At 68.2% G+C, this 21,366-nt stretch carries 19 protein-coding genes and 1 pseudogene; 5 read left to right on the top strand and 15 right to left on the bottom strand.

Annotated features, from left to right (window positions below; translation table 11 throughout):
• Positions 1-85: 85 nt before the first annotated feature.
• Both AC08OV_RS03580 and AC08OV_RS03575 read right to left on the bottom strand, forming a co-directional pair.
• The gene (locus AC08OV_RS03580; protein WP_462186929.1) at positions 86-346 is read right to left on the bottom strand and encodes a hypothetical protein; all 261 of its coding nucleotides are present in this window, start codon (positions 344-346) and stop codon (positions 86-88) included.
• Between the two features lie 304 nt (positions 347-650).
• Positions 651-899 (bottom strand): hypothetical protein, encoded by a 249-nt coding sequence (locus AC08OV_RS03575; protein ID WP_476612334.1) that lies wholly within the window; start codon positions 897-899, stop codon positions 651-653.
• 570 nt (positions 900-1,469) lie between these two features.
• On the opposite strand from AC08OV_RS03575, the gene AC08OV_RS03570 reads away from it, so the two are divergent.
• Together AC08OV_RS03570 and AC08OV_RS03565 are read left to right on the top strand one after the other, a co-directional pair.
• Positions 1,470-2,669: a cytochrome P450 gene (locus tag AC08OV_RS03570; protein WP_476612335.1), complete on the top strand. Its 1,200-nt coding sequence runs from the start codon at positions 1,470-1,472 to the stop codon at positions 2,667-2,669.
• Positions 2,670-2,749: 80 nt separating this feature from the next.
• Entirely contained in the window at positions 2,750-2,965 is a 216-nt protein-coding gene (locus AC08OV_RS03565; RefSeq protein WP_476612336.1) for a ferredoxin, read from the top strand.
• 82 nt (positions 2,966-3,047) lie between these two features.
• Here the strand turns inward: AC08OV_RS03565 and AC08OV_RS03560 are convergent, their stop codons facing one another.
• Positions 3,048-3,566, bottom strand: coding sequence for a cupin domain-containing protein (locus AC08OV_RS03560; RefSeq protein ID WP_476612337.1), 519 nt, complete (start codon positions 3,564-3,566; stop codon positions 3,048-3,050).
• 424 nt (positions 3,567-3,990) lie between these two features.
• Between AC08OV_RS03560 and AC08OV_RS03555 the strand changes: the two genes are divergently transcribed.
• Positions 3,991-5,637: a fibronectin type III domain-containing protein gene (locus tag AC08OV_RS03555; RefSeq protein ID WP_476612338.1), complete on the top strand. Its 1,647-nt coding sequence runs from the start codon at positions 3,991-3,993 to the stop codon at positions 5,635-5,637.
• Positions 5,638-5,734: 97 nt separating this feature from the next.
• Here AC08OV_RS03555 and AC08OV_RS03550 read toward each other — a convergent pair whose 3' ends face one another.
• The 12 genes from AC08OV_RS03550 to AC08OV_RS03495 all read right to left on the bottom strand — a co-directional run bounded on the left by AC08OV_RS03550 (position 5,735) and on the right by AC08OV_RS03495 (position 18,520).
• Entirely contained in the window at positions 5,735-7,471 is a 1,737-nt protein-coding gene (locus AC08OV_RS03550) for a fatty acyl-AMP ligase (protein ID WP_476612339.1), read from the bottom strand.
• A gap of 52 nt (positions 7,472-7,523) precedes the next feature.
• Complete coding sequence (locus tag AC08OV_RS03545; protein WP_476619289.1) at positions 7,524-8,330, bottom strand: thioesterase II family protein; 807 nt, start codon at positions 8,328-8,330, stop codon at positions 7,524-7,526.
• Positions 8,327-9,553, bottom strand: coding sequence for a cytochrome P450 (locus AC08OV_RS03540; RefSeq protein WP_476612341.1), 1,227 nt, complete (start codon positions 9,551-9,553; stop codon positions 8,327-8,329). The genes AC08OV_RS03545 and AC08OV_RS03540 overlap by 4 nt, the downstream gene beginning before the upstream one ends.
• The gene (locus tag AC08OV_RS03535; protein ID WP_476612342.1) at positions 9,550-10,452 is read right to left on the bottom strand and encodes a class I SAM-dependent methyltransferase; all 903 of its coding nucleotides are present in this window, start codon (positions 10,450-10,452) and stop codon (positions 9,550-9,552) included. Before AC08OV_RS03535 ends, AC08OV_RS03540 begins: the two co-directional genes overlap by 4 nt.
• Positions 10,453-10,457: 5 nt before the next feature.
• On the bottom strand, positions 10,458-10,718 hold the full coding sequence (locus AC08OV_RS03530; RefSeq protein WP_476612343.1) for an acyl carrier protein: 261 nt from the start codon (positions 10,716-10,718) through the stop codon (positions 10,458-10,460).
• Between the two features lie 9 nt (positions 10,719-10,727).
• On the bottom strand, positions 10,728-11,744 hold the full coding sequence (locus AC08OV_RS03525) for an acyl-CoA desaturase (protein WP_476612344.1): 1,017 nt from the start codon (positions 11,742-11,744) through the stop codon (positions 10,728-10,730).
• Between the two features lie 254 nt (positions 11,745-11,998).
• Positions 11,999-13,249 (bottom strand): cytochrome P450, encoded by a 1,251-nt coding sequence (locus AC08OV_RS03520; protein ID WP_476612345.1) that lies wholly within the window; start codon positions 13,247-13,249, stop codon positions 11,999-12,001.
• A gap of 172 nt (positions 13,250-13,421) precedes the next feature.
• Complete coding sequence (gene chrA, locus AC08OV_RS03515; RefSeq protein WP_476612346.1) at positions 13,422-14,636, bottom strand: chromate efflux transporter; 1,215 nt, start codon at positions 14,634-14,636, stop codon at positions 13,422-13,424.
• Between the two features lie 197 nt (positions 14,637-14,833).
• Positions 14,834-15,496 carry a DUF305 domain-containing protein gene (locus AC08OV_RS03510; RefSeq protein ID WP_476612347.1) on the bottom strand — a complete coding sequence of 221 codons (663 nt, stop codon included), beginning with the start codon at positions 15,494-15,496 and terminating at the stop codon, positions 14,834-14,836.
• A gap of 91 nt (positions 15,497-15,587) precedes the next feature.
• The gene (locus tag AC08OV_RS03505) at positions 15,588-16,097 is read right to left on the bottom strand and encodes a hypothetical protein (protein ID WP_476612348.1); all 510 of its coding nucleotides are present in this window, start codon (positions 16,095-16,097) and stop codon (positions 15,588-15,590) included.
• Positions 16,098-16,576: 479 nt separating this feature from the next.
• On the bottom strand, positions 16,577-18,319 hold the full coding sequence (locus tag AC08OV_RS03500) for a diguanylate cyclase domain-containing protein (protein ID WP_476612349.1): 1,743 nt from the start codon (positions 18,317-18,319) through the stop codon (positions 16,577-16,579).
• A gap of 60 nt (positions 18,320-18,379) precedes the next feature.
• On the bottom strand, positions 18,380-18,520 hold the full coding sequence (locus AC08OV_RS03495) for a hypothetical protein (protein WP_476612350.1): 141 nt from the start codon (positions 18,518-18,520) through the stop codon (positions 18,380-18,382).
• Positions 18,521-19,214: 694 nt separating this feature from the next.
• On the opposite strand from AC08OV_RS03495, the pseudogene AC08OV_RS03490 reads away from it, so the two are divergent.
• Both AC08OV_RS03490 and AC08OV_RS03485 read left to right on the top strand, forming a co-directional pair.
• A pseudogene (locus tag AC08OV_RS03490) lies at positions 19,215-19,487 on the top strand (SAM-dependent methyltransferase); the annotation flags it as partial.
• 28 nt (positions 19,488-19,515) lie between these two features.
• Positions 19,516-21,102: a recombinase family protein gene (locus tag AC08OV_RS03485; protein WP_476619288.1), complete on the top strand. Its 1,587-nt coding sequence runs from the start codon at positions 19,516-19,518 to the stop codon at positions 21,100-21,102.
• Positions 21,103-21,366: the final 264 nt, after the last annotated feature.

The raw sequence follows: 21,366 nt of genomic DNA, 5'->3' as shown, positions 1-21,366 counted from the left end.
CGGCCGGGTGACCACCCCCGGAGGAATCCGGCGGTGTATCTGTCGGTCGTAGCCGTAAAGCCGTAAAGCGGTAAAGCGGTCGGTGTTATCTCTGGATGATGATGTTGATGCTCGGTACCAGTGTGATGAGAATGGGCAGGAATCCACCGGCGACCTGCGGCTCCGCATGAGCGTCGATCTGTGCCATTTTCGACCAGGGGGAGCCGACCGGGAAGAAGGTTGGGTCAAACTCCTTCCGACCGACCTCGACCGCGGCGAGAGTCGTTCGCTCGGGCAGTAGTTCCGCCCATTCCAAGAACAGTTCTCCATTCAGCTCGTCGGCGCAGTTGCCCGTGATATCGTTCATCCTTGTTTCCCACCGATCTGAGTTGCCTCGGATATTCGGGCGGTGGGAACGCTAGCCACCGCTTAACCTGGTGGCCAGCACCTGCACAGGGTGTGTCACGGTGCGGTCGTGCCCAGCGTCAGTCGAAACTTCGGCTGGCTTTTTCGGATCGATCTGACTGAGGTGAGGGCATGCTTTCCGGCCGACCGAAGGATATTCGGCCGGCCGGTAGCCGCGGATTCACGGTGCCCTTGGCAACCCCGGGGGAACGTGGTCGGTTACCCGGCCAGGGAGACCGGCGCGAGGAGCAGAATCGGCCCGGAGCTCACCACTGCTCGATGCGGTTCCAGCTGTTGGCGATGGTCTTGATGAACGCTCCGTCGCTGTAGGCAGTCTGCGGCTCCGGATGATTATCGATCTGGGCGTTGTTGCTGCCCGGCGAGCCGACCGGGTAGAAGGTGGGGTCGAACTCGGTGCGGTTTATCTCGACCGCAGCCAGGGTCATGCGCTCGGGCAGCAGCTCCGCGTGTTCTTGTGCCAGCTTGACGACGTCTGTCTCCCTGCGGTCCCTCATCTTCTGGCTCCCATGTGTGTCGCTCGGTACCCGTCATGACGCATGCTGCGGGGCACCGGCCGGTGGCGAGGAATCGGCCGGCGCGGGGCGGGGTCGGAACTCACCGGAGGGCGCGGCATCCGTGGCATCCGCAGCATCCGGTGGTACAACCGAACTGTAGGAGTCTCGGTTACCCTCCGCAACACGGATCTTGCCTCGGTCGATCTGACCGGCCCAGGCCCGCTCGGCGGGTAGTCGGACCATCATCCGCGCTCGGGCGTGAGCCTGGCGTGGGGAAGGCCGAACTCTCTGCGGATGATTTACCGTGGCATTCTTCTCGATGGTGATAAATGGGTAGCTGAAGGCGGCGGATAATATTGAACTATGATGAATTTTGTTAAACAATACTAAACAATACCGACCGGCGTCGAATAACGCCGGTCCACTCGTTGATGGATGTTTTCTTCCTCGGGATTATCTCTGGCGGTGGATATCCGGATGCGGCCCGTTCGAGCGACAGTTATTTTTCGCGTGGATGGTAGCGTCGTCGGTGTCCGAGGTCCCGCGTGAACGACGAAGGGTGGACAGGCGATGGCCGCGGCACCGATAGTTCCGCTGCATATACGGCGAGCGCAGTTCGATCCGGTCGAGGAACTCGTCCGGACCCGGGACACCGACGGCGTCTGCCGCGTTGTCACCGTGTTCGGGGTACCCGCGTATCTGGTCAGCCGGTACGAGGACGTCCGTGAGATACTCGCGGATCCGGGCAGGTTCAGCAACGTCAATCAGTGGGTCGTAGGTCCTGGCGGTCCCGTCCTGAGTGATGAGGAAATCGCCGAACTGCGGGCGGGGCAGATGCTCGCGTTCGATCCGCCAGATCACACCCGGCTGCGCCGGATGCTCACCCCGGAGTTCACCGTGCGCCGGATGCGCAGGTTGGAACCGCGGATCCGGGACATCGTCGACGCGGCGCTCGACGAGCTGGAACGAGCCGGCCGACCGGCCGATCTGGTCGCGACCTTCGCGCTTCCGGTGCCGTCGCTGGTGATCTGCGAGCTGCTGGGGGTGCCGTATTCCGACCGCGCGGAGTTCCAGCACCGCACCCGCCGGCAGATCGACGCCTCGTTGCCGATCGAGCAGCGGCTGGCCCTGCAGCGTGAGGCCCGTGCGTACATGGCCGGGCTGGTCACGCGGGCGCAGGCGGCCCCGGGCGAGGACCTGCTGGGCAGGCTGGTGCACGAGCACGGCGACGAGCTGAGCACCGCCGAGCTGGTCGGCATCGCCTCGCTGCTGCTGGCCGCCGGGCACGAGACGACGTCGAACATGCTTGCTCTCGGCACCCTGGCGCTGCTGCGCCATCCCAACCAGCTCGCTGGGGTCCGCGACGATCCGGCCCAGGTCGAGCCCGCCGTCGAGGAACTGCTGCGGTGGCTGTCCATCGTGCCCTCCGGCGTGCCCCGCACGACGACGACCGAGGTGGAGATCGCCGGTCACCGCATCCCGGCGGGCGAACAACTGCTCCTGGCGCTGCCTGCGGCCAACCGAGACCCGGCTCTCGTCGGGGATCCGGACCGGCTCGACATCACCCGTGGCGCTCCCGGCCACGTCGCTTTCGGCTACGGCGTGCACCACTGCCTGGGAGCGCCGCTGGCCCGGATGGAGATGCGCATCGCGTTCCCCGCGCTGCTGCGCCGCTTCCCCGATCTCGCGCTGGCCGTGCCCTACGAACAGGTAGCGTTCCGTGCCCATCACGCCGTACACGGGCTGCACGCGCTCCCGGTCACCTGGTGAGATTCGGTCACCTGGTGGGACCCGGTCACCTGGTGGGACCCGGTCACCTGGTGGGACAGGGCGGAACAGGAGGGTGGCGCATGAGGATCGTCGCTGATCGCGCCGTCTGCGTCGGCGCCGGGATGTGCGTGATGACCGCGCCGGAGGTCTTCGATCAGGGTGACGACGGCCTCGTCGTCACCCTGATCGAAGAGGCCGCCGCCGGTCGGCTGGACGCCGTGCGCCGAGCGGTCGAGCTGTGTCCGTCGAAGGCGCTGCGCCTGCTGGACGGAGGAGCGTGTCTTGTGACCGGATGATCATGAGTGGTGGGGTTGGTCGTGGTGGCCTGGTCTGCCGTGTCCCCACCTTGCCGGTCTCGCCCCGTCCTGCCGTAGCCGGTCAGTAGGTGTGCCAGTCGCGCCGGGTGGACCCGGTGGACCCGGTGGACCCGGTGGCCACCGGCCCGACCCAGCGCAGGTTGGGGAGGTTGACGACGATCGCCTCCTGGGTGGTCCGGGCGATCACGACGACGGCCTCCTCGTCGGGATCGGGGTTCTCCTCGCGATGAGGCACCCACGGCGGCACGTAGATGTAGTCGCCGGGGCTGGTGTCGAGCCGGGTCTCCTCGCCGTCCTCGAGGAAAATGAAGCTCGGATGGCCCCGCACCACATAGATGCCCGTCTCGGACCGGCCGTGGTGATGGTTCGCCGAGCTCGTCGCCGCGGCGACGTGGGTCTGGCCCATCCACAGGTCGACGGAGCCGACCGTGCTGCCGGATAGCGCCTCGACCCGGCGCATGCCGGCGGTCTGCGCGGTGTCGCGGGACAGCCCGGCGGGCGTCACGCGGTGCAGCCGCTGGTGGAAGCCATCCGTGGGCGGCATGGATCCCGGGGGTGTGGAGCCTGGGGGAGTGGACATGGCACCTCCGATGCGTCGCAACCGGGGTTATCGGGCTCACGTCCGGATGGCGGGCGAGATCCGGTCTCCGCCGATCATAATAGGTTGATGGGCTGACGGATCGCGGTGCCTCAGGACCCTGGTGCGTGGTTCTGTGCCGCTCCGGGGTGCCGTGTTCCGGACCGCCGTGTTCCAGGGTGCCGCGTTCGAATGTTCCAGGGGTACCGTGCTTCCGGTTTTGGGGCTTTCTCGACCGAGAATTTCCGTAGGCCCGCTCGGCCGAAGATGGTCCATGAGCCAACGGGCGCGTCCGCACGTCCACCGAGACGGCGGCGTATATCTTGGGGTCGCGTCATATCAGTCCCGCGTCCGGAGCAACGTCTCCTTCGCGGTGCCACGCTGATATGCCGGCTGAACCCGACAAAACCCTCGGAGGAGACAGACTGTGTCGGATTCGCAAGGTCTTGTGTTCGCGTCAGCGGAGTGGCTTCCCAACGGAACCGAACATTGGGCCAACTTCAAGGTAACCATCTCCAACTACTCCGCCGAGGACGTGGTGGATCCGGAGATATCCTGTACGTTCGCCGCGCCCCGGCTCATCCGGAATGTTTACGGACTGGTGTTCAACCCGGTTGATCGGCCGACTGACGTCGTCACCGGCCGCCTGGTGCCCGAACGGAAGATCATCCAGGCGAGGGGATCGCAGGAGTTCACCCTCGCGATGCAGAACGGTGGTACGGGCGCCGGCTCGGATCCCGCCCTGCTGCCGAACGGCTTCACGGTCAACGGGGAGAACGCCAACCCACCCGAGGACACCGATCCGCCCACGGTGCCGGAGAAGCTGCGCATCACCGGCTGGGCGCCGCACAGCCTGCACCTGACCTGGGATCCGTCCACGGACAACATCGCGGTGGCGGGCTACGAGGTGTTCTACCGGACTCCGGGTGGGGAACCCCGTGTCCTGCCGACCACCGCCGCCGAGGCCACGGTGTCGGGGTTGAACTCGTTGACGGAGTACATCCTGCGGGTCCGCGCGTTCGACGTCAGCGGCAACCGGTCGGAGCTGTCCGAGGAGGTGGCCGCGTCGACCACGGCCCCTCTCCCGGACCCCGGTACCTGGGATGCGCCGCGAGCGCCCTTCGTCGACTACACCGCATGGCCGAACCCGAAGCTCGCCGAATACGGCTCCCTGTCCGGAATCGACAGTTTCTTCGTCGGCTTCCTGGTGGCGCAGCCGGGCGGCGACAAGAAGGTTTACTGGGGCGGCTATCCGAGTTACGGAGAGGCCGCGACAGGCGATTTCGGCAAGGAGGATTTCGCCGCATTCACCGCGCAGGGCGGGAAGGTCATCCTCTCCTTCGGCGGTGCGTCCAACGTCCCCCTGGAGGATGTGGAGACCGACGTCTCCAAGATTATGGCGACGTATCGGGCGATCCTCGCGAACTACGGGGTCAGTCACGTCGATTTCGACTTCGAGGGCGCGTTCATCCAGAACCGGGCGGGGTTGGAGCGGCATGTCGCCGCCATCTCCCAGGTGCTCCCGGCCTACCCCGGCCTGAAGATCTCCTACACGCTTCCAGTCGACGGCGCTCCCGGAAGCCTGGTGGGTTTCAACCCCGACGGGGTGCGTCTGCTGCATCTGCTCGCCGACGCGGGCATCCAGCCGTCGCTGATCAACGGCATGCTGATGGAGTTCGGCCAGACGGCCCCCTCGGACGCCTACGAGTGCTGCGTGATTGCGCTTAACGGCATGTTCACGCACATCGCCGGGGCTTGGCGCGACTGGGACGAGCAGAAGGTCTGGCGGCGGATCGGCGCCTGCCCGATGTTCGGCCGCCACATCAACGGCCGGATCTTCACGCTGGACCACATGCGCCGGCTCGTGGAGTTCGCCCGTACCCACAACATCGGCGCTGTCTCCGGTTGGGACGCCACCCGGGACTACAACCAGGGCCGCCTGCCCGAATGCGCCGACTTCAACGGGAACGACCTGGCGAAGTGCACCTATGTCGAGCAGAACCCGTTCGACTTCTGCAAGATCATCGCTACCTACCGACCCGAGTCCGTTCCCGCCGCCGCGCTGCGGCGGTAGGTCCGCGCCCGCGGCCTGGCGGCCCGGCGGCGTGCATGGCCGCCGGGCCGCGGTCCGGTTTTCCCGGAGGCATTCCGCCAGGGTACCGGCGGATCCGTCAGGCGACGGAGGACATCCCCGGTTCCCAGATCTCGAATCCGGCCGCCAGGTAGCGGTTCCTGGCCGCGGCTCGCATGATCTTGCCGCTGCTGGTCTTCTGTAGCCGGCCCGGCAGGGCCAGCACGAGGTCGTTCACCGAGAGGTCGTGTTCCCGCGTCACCGCCGCCCGGATCGACGCGGCGACGTCCCTCGCGTCGGCGGTGAGGCGCTGCTCGTCTCTGATCTCCTGCACGACAACCAGCTTCTCGCCGTCGGCACCGGGAACCGAGAACGCGGCGCACCCGCCGGGGCGCAACGCGGGGTGGGCCGACTGGACGGTGAGCTCGATGTCCTGGGGATAGTAGTTCCGGCCCCGAATGATCACCAGGTCCTTCAGCCTGCCCACGACGTACACCTCGCCGTCGACCAGCAGGCCGAGATCGCCGGTGCGCAGGTAGGCCCGGCCGGTCTCGCCGTCGAACTCGGCGTGGAACACCTCGGCAGTTGCCTCCGGGCGGCGCCAGTATCCCCGCGCTACCTGGTCGCCGGAGACCCAGATCTCGCCTATCTCGCCCGCGGGGCACGGGCGTCCCGTTTCGGGGTCCACGATCCGGAGCTCCTCCTCCGGGAGGACGAGCCCGGATCCGACGAGGGCCCGGCCGCGTCCGCCCGACGCCGGCACATAGCGCCGGTGACCGAGCGCCTCGACGTCCGCCTCGAGGATGCGGGGACCGCGGCCCTTCCGACTACCGGTTACGAGCAGGGTCGCCTCGGCCAGGCCGTAGCACGGGTAGAACGCCTTCTCGTCGAACCCGTGGGGCGCGAAGATCGCCGAGAACCGGCGCAGGGTCTCGTGACGGATGGGCTCGGCCCCGTTGAACGCGACCTGCCAACAGCTGAGGTCGAGGTCCGGCACATCCCCCCGGGCGGCCCGCGCGACGCAGACATCGAAGGCGAAGTTGGGCCCGCCGCTGGTGTGGGCCCGGTACCGGGAGATGGCCGACAGCCAGCGCAGGGGCCACCGGATGAACGTCATCGGCGCCATGAGGATGCTGGTCGCCCCGAGGTAGAGCGGCTGCAGGATGTTGCCGATCAGCCCCTGGTCGTGGAAGAACGGTGCCCAGCCGACGAACGTCGAGTCCTGATCGTGGTCGAACGCGAGCCGGATCATCTCCTGGTTCGCGGCGAGGTTCCGGTGGGAGACCATGACCCCCTTCGGGTCGGACGTGGAACCGGAGGTGTACTGAAGGAAGGCGACGGAATCCGGCGGGCAGGGCCGGGGGTGGAAGCTCGTGCCCGCCTGGTCCGTCTCGTTCGTTTCGTCCGCCACCTGGTCGACCGGCAGCCAGGGGAGGGGGCCGCGGATCGATTCCACGACGGGCCTGATGTGCTCGACCATCGCGCCGACGGTGAGCACCGCCGAAGGCTCGCAGTCCTTGATGATGCTCCGGGTCGCGTCCTGAATCAGGTTCCTGCGCGGGGGGTTGACGGGGACCGCGATCACCTGCGCGTAGAGGCAGCCGAAGTAGGCGACGATGAAATCCAGACCCGGCGGGAAGAGCAGCAGCGCCCGGTCGCCGGGCCGGCAGTGCCGGATCAGCTCCCCGGCCACGGCGAGCGCCCGCGCGTGCAGGTCGCCGTACGTCAGTACCGCCTTCTCCGCCTCGTGTTCATCCACGAACACGTAGGCCCGCCTGGTCGGCTGGCGGGCGGCGCGGTTCTGCAGGACTTCCGGCAGCAGTGTCGCGTGCGGCACTCTTTTTCCTTCCCTCGACTTTCCCTCCCGCCCCGGAGCGGCTCGACGGAGCTCATTCCAACGCCGCGGCGATGCGCGCCGCGATGGCCACCCGGTGGCGTTGATGGAAGAAGTGATCGCCCGGGAAGGTGTGGACCGCGAAGGCCGCGTCCGTCTCGTCTTGCCAGGCTTCGATCTCGGCCAGGTCGACAACCGGGTCCGCGGTTCCGTAGAAGGCCGTGATCGGGCAGTGCAGCCTGGGCCCGGAGCGGTACGCGTACTCCTCGCTGAGCGTCAGATCGACTCTGGTGAGCCGTAGCGTGTAGCGCAGGAAGGCCGCACTCCGATGTGAGCTCCCCGTGTCACCCATCGTCTTCAGCGCGGCAACGAGCGCGTCGTCCGGCAGGTGATGGATCGGTGCCCTGCTGGCGGGCCGGTGCGGCGCCCGGCGGCCGGAGACGAACAGATGCACCGGTGGGGCGCCCGCCGCACTCAGCGCGCGGGCCAGCTCGAAGGCGACCAGTGCTCCCATGCTATGGCCATACAGCGCCACGGGCGGGTTGATCAGCCGGGTCACCTGTGGTAGCAACGCGTCGACGGCATCGTGCACCCGGCGCAGCGCGGGTTCGGCCACCACGTCCTCACGACCGGGCAGTTGGACCCGCACCGCCGCGACGGTCGGCGGGAACAGCCCCAGCCATCTGGCGAAGGAACTGGCTCCGGCACCGGCGTGCGGGAGGCAGATGAGCCGCACGGCGGCCTCCGTCGATTCGTGCCGCAGCCACGTCCGGCCCGTCACCCCGGTGCCTGATACCCCGCCGGTGCCTGGTACCCCGCCGGTGCCTGGTACCCCGGTACCCGTCACTCCGGTACCCGTCACCCGACGCCCCGCACCGAGACCGGAAGCTGCTTCAGCCCGCGGACGATGAAGCTGTGATCCTGCCAGTCGGGTTGCGTGACCAGGAGTTCCAGGCGTTCGGCTCGCCGGTACAACCGCTCGAGGGCGACCTGGGCCTGCAACTGCGCCAGAATCCCGCCCAGGCACCCGTGCATCCCGTGGCCGAAGGCGAGATGCCCTCGTGCGTCGCGGGTGATGTCGAACTCGTCCGGCCGGCTGAACACCGCGGGGTCGCGGTTCGCGGCGCCGAGGCACAGCAGAACCTGATCGCCCGCCCGGATCCCGCTCCCGTCGATCTCGACCTCGCGCGTCGCGACGCGCTTGGTCAGCTGCAGGGGACTGTCGTAGCGCAGAGCCTCGTCGACGGCGCCGCTCAGCAGCTCCGGCCGACGGCGCAGGCGCGCGTCCTGATCCGGGTGCTGGAGCAACGCGAGGAGACCGTTGCCGATGAGGGATTTCGTGGTCTCGTTGCCGGCCACGAAGCACATGATGCAGACAAAGACGAGTTCCTCATCGCTGAGCCGGTCGCCCCCGGCCGTCCGCGCGGCGAGCAGCCGGCTGATCAGATCGTCACCCGGCCGGGACCGACGTTCGATGACCACGTCGTCCAGGGCCTGCGCGAACGTCTCGACGACATCGGATACCCGGGTGAAGTCCTCGGCCTTCATCAGCCCCGGCTCGAGCAGGAACCGGATGTCATGCGTCCAGGGCCCGACGCGCTCGCGCAGGCTGCCCGGGAGGGCCATCCAGTCGCACATGACCGTGAGCGGCAGGGGCCCCGCAAGATCGGCGACGACGTCCATACCGCCGTCGTCCCAGGCTCGCCGCACCAGCCGTTCCGCGACCTCGTGGACGCGGGGGCGCAGCTCGGCGACCGCCTGCGCCGTGAACACCCGGTTCACCAGGCCACGCAGCCGGGCGTGGTCGGGGTTGTCGGTGAAGACGAGCGACTTGGTCGCCAGCCGCCCGATCCGCGCCACGCCGTCCCGGGACAGCCGCGACGCCTGCCGGCTGACCAGCTGGGGGATGAGCCCGGCGCTGAACGTCCGGTCGTGCAGGACACCGCGCACGTCGGCGTGCCGCGTGAGCACCCACATGCCCAGTGTCCGGTGGACGGGCTGCGTGCCGCGAAGCCGCGCATAGAGCGGGTACGGACTGCGCCGGAACTCGGCGCTGAAGGGGTTGAAGCGGATCGGCGTGCTCATCCCGCCCGCATCCCGCGGCCCTCGAAGTATCCGCTCCCGAAGGGCTGAAGGACGAGCCTGAGCAGGCAGATCTTTCCCATCCGGAACCCCAGGGCGGACAGCTTCAGGTAGCGCTCGTACCGGGCGACCACCTCCGGTCCGACGACACCCACGGCCTCCTCGCGGTGCCGGCGCAGTCGGCGGGCCCACTCCTCGCACGTCCAGGCGTAGTCAAGCCGACCGTTGTGCACCGACTGGATCTCGAAGACGCCCTCCGCCGCGGCGGTGATCTCCGTAAGCGTCGGCAGATCCGCCGCCGGAAATATCTCCTGCTGAATGAAGGCGCTCGCGTTCTCGCGGGACATGTTCGCGTAGGCAATCGTCTGCAGCGACAACACGCCGTCCCGGTTCAGCCAGCCGTGGCAGCGGGTGAAGAACTCCCGGTACAGGCGGATCTTCTCGGCGGGCGAGTCGTCGGGTCCGGCGAAGTGCTCGAAGGCGCCGATGGAGATGATCCCGTCGAACCGGGTGCCGGGTTCGTAGTGCGCCCAGTCCTCCGTGCGCACCTCGACGCCGGGATAGCCGCGGGACCGGACGAAGGCCGCCTGCTCCGCACTGAGGGTGAGACCGACGGAGTGTCGCACCCGGTGCGTCTCCGCCAGCCGCCCCAGGATCGAGCCCCACCCGCAGCCGATGTCCAGAACGCTTTCGGCGCGGTCGGCGCGAATCGCGTCCAGATGGAACCGCAGCTTCCTCTCCTGGGCGGTTTCCAGGGTGTCGTCCGCGCCTTCCCGCAGCGCGCAGGAGTAGGTCAGCGAGCGGTCCAGCCAGAGCCGGTAGAAATCATTTCCGACGTCGTAGTGGTGGCGGATGGCCGCCGCCGCTCCGACCGTCCGATCGTGCCCGACCGAGGTGGCCATGACGACTATGCCACGTGCCGCGGGAGTTGCGTGTGCAGGTACGTGGCGACCGCGTTGAGGTTCGGGTTCTCGAACAACGCCTCGGGCGGCAGGTCGACGCCGTAGCGTTCCTCAACCTCGATCAGCAGGGAGACGGCGAGGGCGGAATCGATTCCCAGCCGATCGAAGTCCGTGTCCGGATCAACCTCCTCCGCGGGTATCTCGAGGAGGCCTGCGACATACTCCCGGCACCAGGTGATAATCTCTTCCCTGCTTGGCTCCACCATGCTCGCTCCTTATACCGCGGTACTCGGAGCGGATCTTCTGGCGGTGATTCTCTTCGCCGCCATCCGCTCTTTGGACGGAAGTTTGACATCCCAGGCGAGGCCACTGACCGCGAGTAGTCTGATGAGCCAGTAACCCGGATCGAGGCGGTACCACCGCAGCCCGAAGGAGGGTGAATCGGGGAACGCGTGGTGATTGTTGTGCCACGATTCGCCCAGGCTCAGCAGGGCGAAGATCCCGCCGTTCCTACTGTTCTCCCGGGACTCGTAGGGGCGGGTGCCGAACATGTGCAGGAAGGAGTTGATCCCCCAGATGACGTGTTCGAGGACGAACATCCGTACGAGACCGCCCCAGAGGAAGCCGCTCACCGCCCCGGTCCAACTCTGGTAGACGAGGCCGCCGACGAGCGCCGGGAGCAGGAGCCCGAGCGTCACCCAGTAGTAGTAGAGGCGGGCCACCCGGACCAGCGCACGGTTCTTGATCAGATCCGGCGCGTAGTGGACGACGTTGGGATATTCGTGGCGGCGCATCCACAGGAAGTGCGAGTGGGCCAGGCCGCGGAGCCGGCCCTTCAGACCGTTGCCGGCGAGATTCGGCGAGTGCGGGTCTCCGTCGCGATCGCTGCATTCGTGGTGCCGCCGGTGCAGAGCGACCCAGGACACCACGCCGCCCTGGCCGGCCATCGAGCCGAGTACCGCGAGCGCGGTCGCCGCGGCCGGCGCCGCCTTGAACGCGCGGTGCGTGAAGAGCCGGTGATAGCCGACAGTGATGCCCAGACCGGTCAGGAGCCACATCGAGAAGAGCAGGGCGAGTTCGGTGGCCCCGATCGGATGTACCGCGAGAAACGCGATGGCGGCGGCGGTGCCGGCAATCGGGAGGACGTCGAACAGCAGGAAGTGCCGTCGCTGCAGGCGATGCAGGTAGGAATTGCTGATCGTCTTTCTGCGGGGAGTGGATCCATCGGCCCCGTAGCTGGTTTCAGAGCGCCCGGTTTCAGGAATGTGCGTTGCAGGCTGGAAGCCAGCCATTCTCGACCGCCTCCTCTGGAGGACTGCGGATGGGGTCGTCGGCCCGAACTTTCCCGATCGTAACAGCCGCCGTGGCCGGTTCCGGAACATGCGCCGGAGTAATCGATCGTGAGATTGTGTTTCGTTATCGCCCGTCGTCGAGTCGCATCCGCCGGCTCTCCAGCCCGCGGATAGATGCGAGTGCCGCGGTAGTGCGGGGCGTCACGGTAGTGCGGGGCATCGCCCAGCACCGTCATAGGGCGACAGCCGGATGGTCAGGGCGACAGCCGGATGGGGAGTGTCTCCAGGCCACGCACGACCAGATGCGGGCGGTAGGAGGGAGGGTCGGTGGCCGGCGTGAGGCTACCGGCCCGGCGCACGAGTGCCTGCAGGGCGATCTCCGCCTCCAGCCGGGCGAGCGGTGCGCCGAGACAGTAGTGGATCCCCAACCCGAAGCCGAGATGACGGGGGGCGGGCGTCGGCCCGGCGTACCGGCGGATGTCGAACCGGTCCGGCTCCGCGAAGGTCTGCGGGTCCCGCCCGGCGGCGGCCAGCATGGTGACGACGACCTCGCCCGCGGCGAAGGAGCGCCCGGCGATCTCGGTGTCGCGCAGCGCGAGACGCCCGATGAACTGGACGGGCGGGTCGTGGCGCAGCGTCTCGTCGACGAGTGCGGGCGCCAGGTCGGGGTCGGCCCGCAGCGCGGTGAGCTGGTCGGTGTCACGCAGCAGGGCGAGCACCGCGTTGCCGATCAGGTTGACCGTGGTCTCGTACCCGGCGACCAGCAGCAGAGCACACAGCTCCAGCAGTTCGGCCTCGGTCAGGCTGTCACCCTGCTCCCGCACCGCCACGAGAAGACCGAGCAGGTCGTCGGTCGGCCGAGCCCGTCTGGCCGCGATCAGCTCCGTGAAGTACGCGTCGAACTCGACGGTGGCCTTCCCTCGCAGAGCCAGCTCGTCGGGTGTGAGCAGATAGTCCGGATCGAGGCCGCGGGTGAGGGCGGTTCCCCAGGCCCGGAACGTCTCCTCGTCCCGCACGGGCACACCCAGCAGATCGCAGATGATTCTCAGGGGAAGGGGACGGGCGAACGCGTCGATCAGATCCACCTCGCCGGCCGCGAGCGCGGCGTCGAGCAGCGACTCGACCAGGACGGTGGTCTGTGGCCGCAGACCGGAGATAACCCGGGGAGTGAACGCCTTGCTGACCAGCCTGCGCAGCCGGGTGTGATCGGGCGGGTTCACGCCGAGGAGCGACCGTAGCCCGCCGTCGAAGCTGTTGGCGGAACGCCAGGCGTTGGTCCTCCCCTCGCCCCGGCCCCAGGCGGCGTCCTGTAGAACGTGCATGCAGTCCTGGTAGCGGGTGAGCAGCGTGACCTGCTGTGCGCCCAGCGGCAGACGGTAGAACGGATCCGCCTCCCGCAGGGCGTGGTAGCTGGGGTAGGGATCATGACGTCGGGCCGGATCGAACGCGCCGAAGGCCGGCGACGTGCCGACCGTGGCCGCACCAGACGGTGAATCGGCATCCATTGTCAGCTCCTCGCTTCCGGTGGTCGGTGACCCCGCTACCGCGCCGCCGCCGCTGCATGCGACCGTGAAGGACGTTTGCAGGGCGAACCGGACTCCCGATGAAGGGAATGCGAACGGACGACGAGAAGAACGGGAAGGTCGAGGAGACCGAGAAGGCCGACCGACTGCTCCCTCATTGAGGGAGAGGCCCGCCGGCGGCGGCGACGACCACCCCGACCGCGGCGGCGGTGAGCAGGGTGAGAACGACGCCGCGGCGCAGCGGGAGCAGGAGGATCATGGCGCCGCCGAGGGTGGCGTACTGCCAGGGTCGGTCGAGCGCGCCGGCCAGCGGGATGGCGGAGCCGAGGATGGCGCCGACCGCGGTGGGGGCGGCGCCGTCGAGGAAGGCGCGGATTCGCGGTTCGGCTCGCAGCCGGGCGAAGTGGGGACCGCCGAGCAGGATGAACGCGAACGACGGGCCGAAGGCGACGGCCGCGGCCAGTAGCCCGCCGCCAATCCCGGCTGCCGCGTACCCGACGGCGGCGACGGTCTGCACGACGGGGCCGGGGGTGATCTGTCCGAGCGCGACCGCGTTGAGGAACTGGTCGGCGGTCATCCAGTGATAGTGGTCGACCGCGTCGGTCTGCATCAGCGGGATGATGACGAAGCCGCCGCCGTAGGACAGGGCGCCAACCTTGAAGGCAACCCAGGTCAGCGCGAGCAGCCCGCCGGTGCCGGTTGCCGCGGCGGCGAGCAGGGGCACGGGTGGCGCGGTAGCTCCCGGCTGGCGGCCGGGCCGAGGGCGGCGGCCGGGCCGAGGGTGGCGGTGGGCGGCCAGCTCGAGCGCGCCGCAGCCGAGCAGGACGAGCACCAGCCACGGGCCGACGATGGCGGCGGCCGTCGCCCCGGCGGCCAGGTAGCACGGCCAGCGCAGGCGGCTGACCGTGCGGGCCCGCCGCCAGCTTGCCGGCAGCAACGCGACGCCGGCCTGGACGGCGACGGCCGCGACCGCGGAACCCGCCCCGGCGCCGGCGGCGCGCACCCACCACGGGGGCGAGCCGGCGAGGAAGACCGCCGCCAGCGCGAGAATCAGGATCAGACCGGGCACGATGAACGTGATCCCGCCGACGAGCGCACCGGGCCGGCCCCGGAGCCGCCAGGCGCAGTAGATCGCCAGCTGGGTGGACGCCGGTCCGGGCAGCAGGTTACAAACCGCGACGGCGTCTTCGAATTCGGTGGCGGTCAGCCACCGCCGTCGCTCCACGCAGAGCTGGCGCAGCAGCGCGATGTGTGTCGGCGGGCCGCCGAAGCCGAGGCAGCCGATCCGGCCCCATTCCCGTAACACGGCGAGCAGGCTCGGGTGGGCGGGGGTGGCCGCGGACGGCGCATCGAGCTCCACGGTTGACATCCTCTCCCCCCCCCGAGGGGAGAGGATTCCCGGGCCTCGCGGCACCCGGCCGGATGGTCAGGGTCGGCGCCGATCCACGAATCCTCCCTCCCCTGAAGTACTCGACTGAAGCACTCGACCGGCTGGCCGCGAGATGGTGGCCGCGAGGGTGTGTCGCGGCCACCACCTCTGCGGACCAGGCAGCTCGGTTAGATCTTTCAGATTTTAGCGAGAAGATTCCGCATACTCGTGATTTCGGCGTTCTGGGTGTTCTGAATGTTCTCGGCGAGCTGCTGCGCCGGGGTATAGCGTCCGTCGCGGATTTCCGTCTTCGCCATGGTGACGGCTCCCTGGTGATGTGCGATCATCATGGTGAGGAACATCTTGTCGAAGGCGGGTCCGGTCGCGTTCTCCAGTGCGGTCATGTCCGCGCTGGACATCATTCCCTCCATGGTGCCGCCCGGCATCATGGTTTCTGATCCGTGGCCGTTCATGCTGGGGCCGCCCATGCCGTGGCCGTTCATGCTGGGGTCCAATCCGCCGTCGTCGCCGGGGGGAGCGGTGGGCTGCTTCCAGGCCGTGAGCCAGCCGGCCATCGTGGTGATCTCCGGAGTCTGCGCGGCGCGGATCTGCCGCGCGAGGGTCTTCACCTCCGGGTTCTGGGCGTGGGTGCCGGCCAGGTCGGCCATCTCGATGGCCTGCCGGTGATGGGGGATCATGTTCTGGGCGAAGGTGACGTCGGCGGCGTTGTGGTCAGTGCTGCCGGTGGCACTGGTGCTGCCGGTGGCACCGGTGGCACCGGTGCTGCTTCCCCCGCTGCCGCACGCGGTGAGAACGGCTGCGGCCAGAAGCGCCGGGATGAGCAGGATGAGTCGTCTCATGTTGGTTCCTCGTCTGCTGGGTTCCGGTAGATCCTTGTGCGGGTTCGCCGTGCGGGAGTCCGTGGGGACGCGCAGGCGGAAGCCGACCGGTCTACAGGCGGAGCACGCAGAGGCAGGCGAGTGAGGGTGCGTGGGACGGTGGCGGTCCACCGGGGGGCGATGGTCCAGGTCGAGGTGACGCCACACGCAGCCGGCTCCGAGCGGCGAAGGCCGAGCGGACGGCGCGGGTGAGTAGCAGGGCGATGAACAGGGCGCCGGCCAGGCGAAGAAACGCCAGGCACAGCTGCCCGGCATGCCCGTCGTGGCCGTCGTAGCCTGCGTCTGTGGCCGGCATCGTGGCCCTGGTCCGCGGATCGAGACCGGCCAGGTGGACGGGCGCGGAGCGCGGATTCATCCCACCGTTGGGCATCGTCGCGTTGGGCATCGTCGTTGATCCGCTCCGGGCCGCGGGGAGCCCGTGCGTGCCGGGGTCGGTATGGCCGGCGTGCGCGGACAGGCCGCCGTGCATGAGCAGAATGCCGAGGAGCACGGGCACGAGAAGCGGGAACAGGCGCAGCCTGCCCGGGCTGCTCTTTCCTCTTTCTCGGGGCCGGACCCTCACCGTTGCCATGATGCCCTACGCGCAGGCGCTCGGCGGAATCCTCGCCTGGGCCGGCTCGTCTCCCGTACGGTCGAGCGGGCGGCTCACTGGACCCCGCCGACGTGCCGCCACGGCCCCGTCGGGGTTGCTCCGAGTCATCGGCCGCCAGTCCCCTGCGCCCCGGGATCGAAGAGGGCCTCGTTCCGGCGGTCCTCTCCGACTCGGTGGATCCGGCCCGGTGAAGAGGTCCGCCACCCCCCGAGGGCGATCATTCGTTTCGGAGGAAGTGATGTGGTTGGCGTTGGATACCTGCCGGGTAGGGCGGGTGGCCATTATGACCGTCCGTGGCGAACTCGACCCGGCCACGGCGCCGCAGCGCCGCCCACCTCCGGCCCCGACATCGGGCGCCACGGCATACCTCGATCAGACGGCGACCGACCTGAACGGGGCGCTCTCCCCCAGGCCGGTGATACGCGCGCGGAACGGGGCAGGCAGATGGATCACATGAGACCTACTACTTGGCCGTAGGCGCCCACCGGGTCGTCCTGGCTGGGCGGGTCCGGGTGGCGGTGCTCGGGGAGGGTGGACAGCTCCGGTCGGTAGACGACCAGCCTGCCCGCGCGTTCCCGCTTGGCCGCGTACATGGCCAGGTCGGCCTGGTGCAGCAGGCTGTCGGGACTGGCCGGCCGGGTGGTGGAGCCGTCGAGCGTGACCAGGCCGAAGCTGGCCCGCGGGGTGTAGATCTGCCCGGCCAGCAGGCACGGCTCCTGGACTGCCATCGCGAGCCGCTCACCCACCTTCCGGGCGTCGGCGCCGCCGCTGCCGAGAATGATGGCGAACTCGTCCCCGCCGAGCCGGGCGACGGTGTCCACCGCGCGGGTGTCCGCCCGCAGTCGCTCCGCGCTGATTTTGAGGAGCTCGTCCCCGGCGGCATGGCCGAACGTGTCGTTCACCCGCTTGAACCCGTCGAGATCCAAAAACAGGACGGACACCGTCCCGGAGTCGCCGGCGTGGCAGGCGTCGGGGTTGTCGGGGTCGTGGGTGAGGGCTCGTTGCAGCCGCCGAGTGAACAGCGCCCGGTTCGCCAGGCCGGTCAACGGGTCGTGGAACGCCTGATGGTGCAGCTGCCGTGCGCGCTGTCGTACCTCGGCCAGCAGCCTGTTGTTCTCCGCCAGGGTGACCATTTGCCGGACCAGCGCCACCAGCAGCAGTCCGACCATGCCGTATGCCTCGAACCGGTCGAGCTGCGCACCGGTCGACAGTTTGCCCAGGATCAGCAGGCCGGCCGCACCGAGCACGGCGTAAGGCAGCAGGGCGTGCGTCCACACCGCCCGGGGGTTGCCTGGGGTGAGGCTGTCGGTCGTGAGGCCGTCGGGCATGGGGCCGTTCGGGTGCGTGTGCGCCGGTAGCAGCGCGGCAATGAAGATCACCATGAAGGCGAAAGTGAATACGATCATGGCCCAGGGGGGAAGGTGGTGGCTGTCCGGCGCGGTGCTGTAGACGGAGATGTTGCTGGTGAGTCCGTCGATCAGCAGGCCCGTGCCGAGCAGCGCCGACGCCGCCGGGGAACGCGGCCGGCGGAAGCAGGCGATCAGCAGCACCGCCGTGGCGAGGGTCAGGCTGGCGACCGGGTGGAGCAGGGCGGCCAGGAGTTGGATGGGGTCGGGCGGGCTGGCCGGGACGAGCGCGGCGAGCGTCGTCCCCCACTCCAGCAGGGTGATCGAGCCGACGATCAGCACACAGTCCAGCAGGGTGATCGCATGCCAGTAGTATCCGCCGTGCCGCGCGGTCCTGGTGTTCTCGCCCTGGCCTTCCACCGGTGCGGTGGGTAGGGACAGTAGCCCGGCCAGGGCCACCCCGTAGAGAACGAGGAAGACGGCATAGCTCGGGGACATGCGGCCAGTCAGGAAGCCGCCGGCGAGGAACGCCGCCGCCGTCGCGAGGTTGGCGACCAGCACGCCAGCGGTGAGACGGGCGAGCCGCCGGCGGCGGCGCTCCGTCCCGCGAACCCGCCGGGTGGTCCGGAAGCAGGCGGCCGCAGTGGCCAGCTGGGCAGCGGCGTCGAGGAAAAACATAGCGATTCGGGGGGACTTCGGGTTTACGACCAGTTTTTCCAAGGTCTTGCCGGATTTGGCTGGCCGCTGCGGGACAAGTTCCCGAGTTCTCGCCTGGAAGAACTCGACGGCGGGCGTCCTCGGCAGCGTGTACCACCTATCGTGGGTGATCGGGTATGCGGGGGTCATTATTTCTCCTTGGCGGGGTGTCAACCCGGATCGCCGTATTGCGTGCACAGCCAGCGAAGATCATGACGGTTGGCGGTCGACGAAACACCGTGCCTGATCGTGCAGTGCTGTCACCGTCTTGACCTGCGTGACAGGTTCACCGTCCGTCGCATACAGGTCGGTGAGCGTGTCAGCGTTGTCGACGTTGGCAAGGGTTCCCATCGGCTTTCCGCTGCCTTGTTGTATGAAGTGAGTCACAGCGTTGCAGTCGGCGGGGAGTAGTGCACCACCCCTCCGGGTAGTCAATAGCTGGAAATCGGGTGGTCAGTGTCCTGAGCGAAGCCACTCTTCCAGGAGATCCTGGTTTAGATCTTCTTTTTTATGCGGAGCGTGGCGAGGAGTATGGGCGGTGGTCGAATCCGAGCTCCCGCCACCGTCGAAAGACCGGCGGGCACCACCTCAAGGGCATGAACGTCCACGTCCGCCGACGGTGCTCCCGTTGCTGACGGTGTTGCTGCGGCTCGCCTGCGTGCAGGAGCGGGATGGCGGCTGGCCGCCCCTGGCTGGCCACCCCTGGCTGGCCGCCCGGCGATCGCCGGACGGGAAAACCACGGGTTCACCCGTGAATGGACATGAACCTAAAGTTTTGGTATCGCGCCTGGACTGGGCGGTTCGGGTGCGTGGAGCCGGCGTTGCAGCGGTGGGGACGTTCCCATTTCCGTAGCCGGGTGTGGGTGGGAAAGGCGACGGGCCCTGCCGGGCCCGTTTCCAGTGGCCGCCTTCTCCAGGGCAGGACCTTCTCCAGGGTTGCTGTGGATGGTGCCTGCCCGTGCCGTTAGGGTGCTCGTCAGTGGCATCCGAGTGGCATCATCCGAGTGGCGAGCGGACGTCCGAGCGGCAAGGGGATGGAGGAGCGGTGACGGAAACACGGGACCCGGCGTGGGTAGCGACTACGGGGGACCGGGAGCCGGTGAACCTGCGGATGGATCTTCCTCATACGGCCCGGATGTATGACTACTACCTGGGCGGGAAGGACAACTTTCCGGCCGACCGGGAGGCCGCCGAGCAGGTCATCGCCGCGTTCCCCAATGCCCGCGTCACGGCCCGGGAGAACCGGGCGTTCATGACGCGGGCGACCCGGTTCCTGGCCGGGGAGGTCGGGATCCGCCAGTTCCTCGACATCGGTACGAGGATGTTTTCCGAAATATACTTTGATTATGTCGATGGTCGTAGATGGCGGTTCTGTTCGTAGGCTTCCGGTTCCGGCTGTTTACCCGCATGCTGGGGTCGATGTCCGGTCGTTGGTCGAGTTTGATGGTCGGGTGTGGGGTCTGTACCTTCGGATCTCTGACGACGCGGCCAAGGATGAGAAGGGTACCGGCCGCCAGGAAGCGGACGAGCGCGCGTGGGTGACTTCGGTCGGTGGCACGGTGGGCAAGGTCTACAACGAGAATGACACGTCCGCGTACAAGAAGCGGAAGGTACGTCTCCCGGACGGCACCGTGGTGTGGCGGGTAGTCCGGCCGCTATGGGAACAGATGTTGGCCGATCTGCGTTCCGGTGTGATTCAGGGCGTGGTCGTCTATGACTTGGACCGGTTGGCGCGTGATCCCCGGGACCTGGAAGACGCGATTGAGATCGTGGAGCATCACCGCCGCCCGGTGGTGGGTCTGACCGGCGGTTTTGATCTTCTGACGGACAATGGCCGGTTCACCGCCCGGATCTTGGTTGCGTGCGCGAACAAGTCTTCGGCGGACACCGCACGGCGGGTGCGCCGTAAGCATCTGGAGTTGCAGGCGGAGGGGTCAACGGGCTCGGGACCGCGTCCGTTCGGGTGGGCTGAGGATCATGCCACGTTGCATCCGGTGGAGTCGCCGATCGTGCGGCAGGTCTGCCGGGACGTGGCCGAGGGCATCCCGTTGGATGCGGTCGTGCGCGATCTCAACGCGCGTGGGATCACCGGTACCCGGGGGAAGCCGTGGCGGGTGAACACGATCAAGCCGTATCTGCGGAACCCGCGTCTGTGCGGATGGCGTGGCCGGATGGTGTCGACGGTCAATCCGCAGACCGGAGAGACATGCCGACACGTCGAAATCGTCCGGGACCCGGCCGGGAATCCTGTGGTCGGACAGTGGGAGCCGATCATCACGCCGGACGAGTGGGAAAAGGTCGTGGCGAAGATCGGTCGCCGGAAGCAGCCCGGGACCGGTCACAACGCCCGCCGCTATCTGCTCAGCGGAATCACCCGTTGCGGGGAGTGCACCCGGAAGATGTCGGGCATGCCCCGCCCGGGAGAACGCGGGTACGCCTACCGGTGCAACCCGCAGAATCTTGGATGCGCCAAGATCGTACGCGATGGCGCCAAGGTCGATGCCTACGTCGTTGCTGCTCTTATCGCCAAGGTGGAGATGGAGCTTAGCCAGGCCGCGGCCCGTGTTGACACGACATGGCCGAAGGAAAACGAGCTTGCCGACACGCAGGAGCGGATAGCCGCACTCAACGCCGGTTACAAGGAGCGGAAGATCAGCACGGATCGGTACTTTGATCTACTTCGGCACTTCGAGGACCAGGAAAGGGAGTTGCTCGCCGAGCGGAAGAAGCACGTTTCGACCGTCGCGGTGGTCAAAGCGCGTCCCGCGAACATCCGCGCCGAGTGGGACAGCTACCCGTTGTCGCGGCAGCGTGCGATCGTCGAGGACTACATCAACGCGGTCGTGGTGAAGAAGGCCCGGTACAAGGGCAGCCGCTTCGACCCGGATTTGATCGTCATTGAGTGGAAGGGTGCCGCTACCGAAGCCGCATAGGCCCGCCGGTGGACGGCCGCGCGTCCCCCGACCAGCGGGAGCGTGGCCGTCCGCCTCACGGAGCAGCGGCGGATCCGTCACCGGAGGGAGGGAACACGAGCCCGAACATGGCCGCCGCGTGCGCGCGTTGCCGGGCCGACCAGCGCGGCGCGTGAGCCGCTTGGACCCATCCCCACTCGTCTGGAGACGGTATCCCCCGCCGCACCCCCTTACACGGCGGAACAAAACCATTCGAACGCTGTCCGTCATGCCCCGGGGTGGCGG

This window comes from Frankia sp. CeTa3Moorea, assembly GCF_978021225.1.
The sequence above is the reverse complement of the archived record's forward strand: the minus strand, read 5'-3'. Positions and strand labels throughout refer to the sequence as shown.

What these genes read in the sequence shown, in the direction of transcription:
- AC08OV_RS03580 (WP_462186929.1), bottom strand. Translation starts at nt 346, where the DNA reads ATGAACGATATCACGGGCAACTGCGCCGACGAGCTGAATGGAGAACTG.
- AC08OV_RS03575 (WP_476612334.1), bottom strand. Translation starts at nt 899, where the DNA reads ATGAGGGACCGCAGGGAGACAGACGTCGTCAAGCTGGCACAAGAACAC.
- AC08OV_RS03570 (WP_476612335.1), top strand. Translation starts at nt 1,470, where the DNA reads ATGGCCGCGGCACCGATAGTTCCGCTGCATATACGGCGAGCGCAGTTC.
- AC08OV_RS03565 (WP_476612336.1), top strand. Translation starts at nt 2,750, where the DNA reads ATGAGGATCGTCGCTGATCGCGCCGTCTGCGTCGGCGCCGGGATGTGC.
- AC08OV_RS03560 (WP_476612337.1), bottom strand. Translation starts at nt 3,566, where the DNA reads ATGTCCACTCCCCCAGGCTCCACACCCCCGGGATCCATGCCGCCCACG.
- AC08OV_RS03540 (WP_476612341.1), bottom strand. Translation starts at nt 9,553, where the DNA reads ATGAGCACGCCGATCCGCTTCAACCCCTTCAGCGCCGAGTTCCGGCGC.
- AC08OV_RS03535 (WP_476612342.1), bottom strand. Translation starts at nt 10,452, where the DNA reads ATGGCCACCTCGGTCGGGCACGATCGGACGGTCGGAGCGGCGGCGGCC.
- AC08OV_RS03530 (WP_476612343.1), bottom strand. Translation starts at nt 10,718, where the DNA reads ATGGTGGAGCCAAGCAGGGAAGAGATTATCACCTGGTGCCGGGAGTAT.
- AC08OV_RS03525 (WP_476612344.1), bottom strand. Translation starts at nt 11,744, where the DNA reads ATGGCTGGCTTCCAGCCTGCAACGCACATTCCTGAAACCGGGCGCTCT.
- AC08OV_RS03520 (WP_476612345.1), bottom strand. Translation starts at nt 13,249, where the DNA reads ATGGATGCCGATTCACCGTCTGGTGCGGCCACGGTCGGCACGTCGCCG.
- chrA (WP_476612346.1), bottom strand. Translation starts at nt 14,636, where the DNA reads ATGTCAACCGTGGAGCTCGATGCGCCGTCCGCGGCCACCCCCGCCCAC.
- AC08OV_RS03510 (WP_476612347.1), bottom strand. Translation starts at nt 15,496, where the DNA reads ATGAGACGACTCATCCTGCTCATCCCGGCGCTTCTGGCCGCAGCCGTT.
- AC08OV_RS03500 (WP_476612349.1), bottom strand. Translation starts at nt 18,319, where the DNA reads ATGACCCCCGCATACCCGATCACCCACGATAGGTGGTACACGCTGCCG.
- AC08OV_RS03495 (WP_476612350.1), bottom strand. Translation starts at nt 18,520, where the DNA reads ATGGGAACCCTTGCCAACGTCGACAACGCTGACACGCTCACCGACCTG.
- AC08OV_RS03485 (WP_476619288.1), top strand. Translation starts at nt 19,516, where the DNA reads ATGTCGATGGTCGTAGATGGCGGTTCTGTTCGTAGGCTTCCGGTTCCG.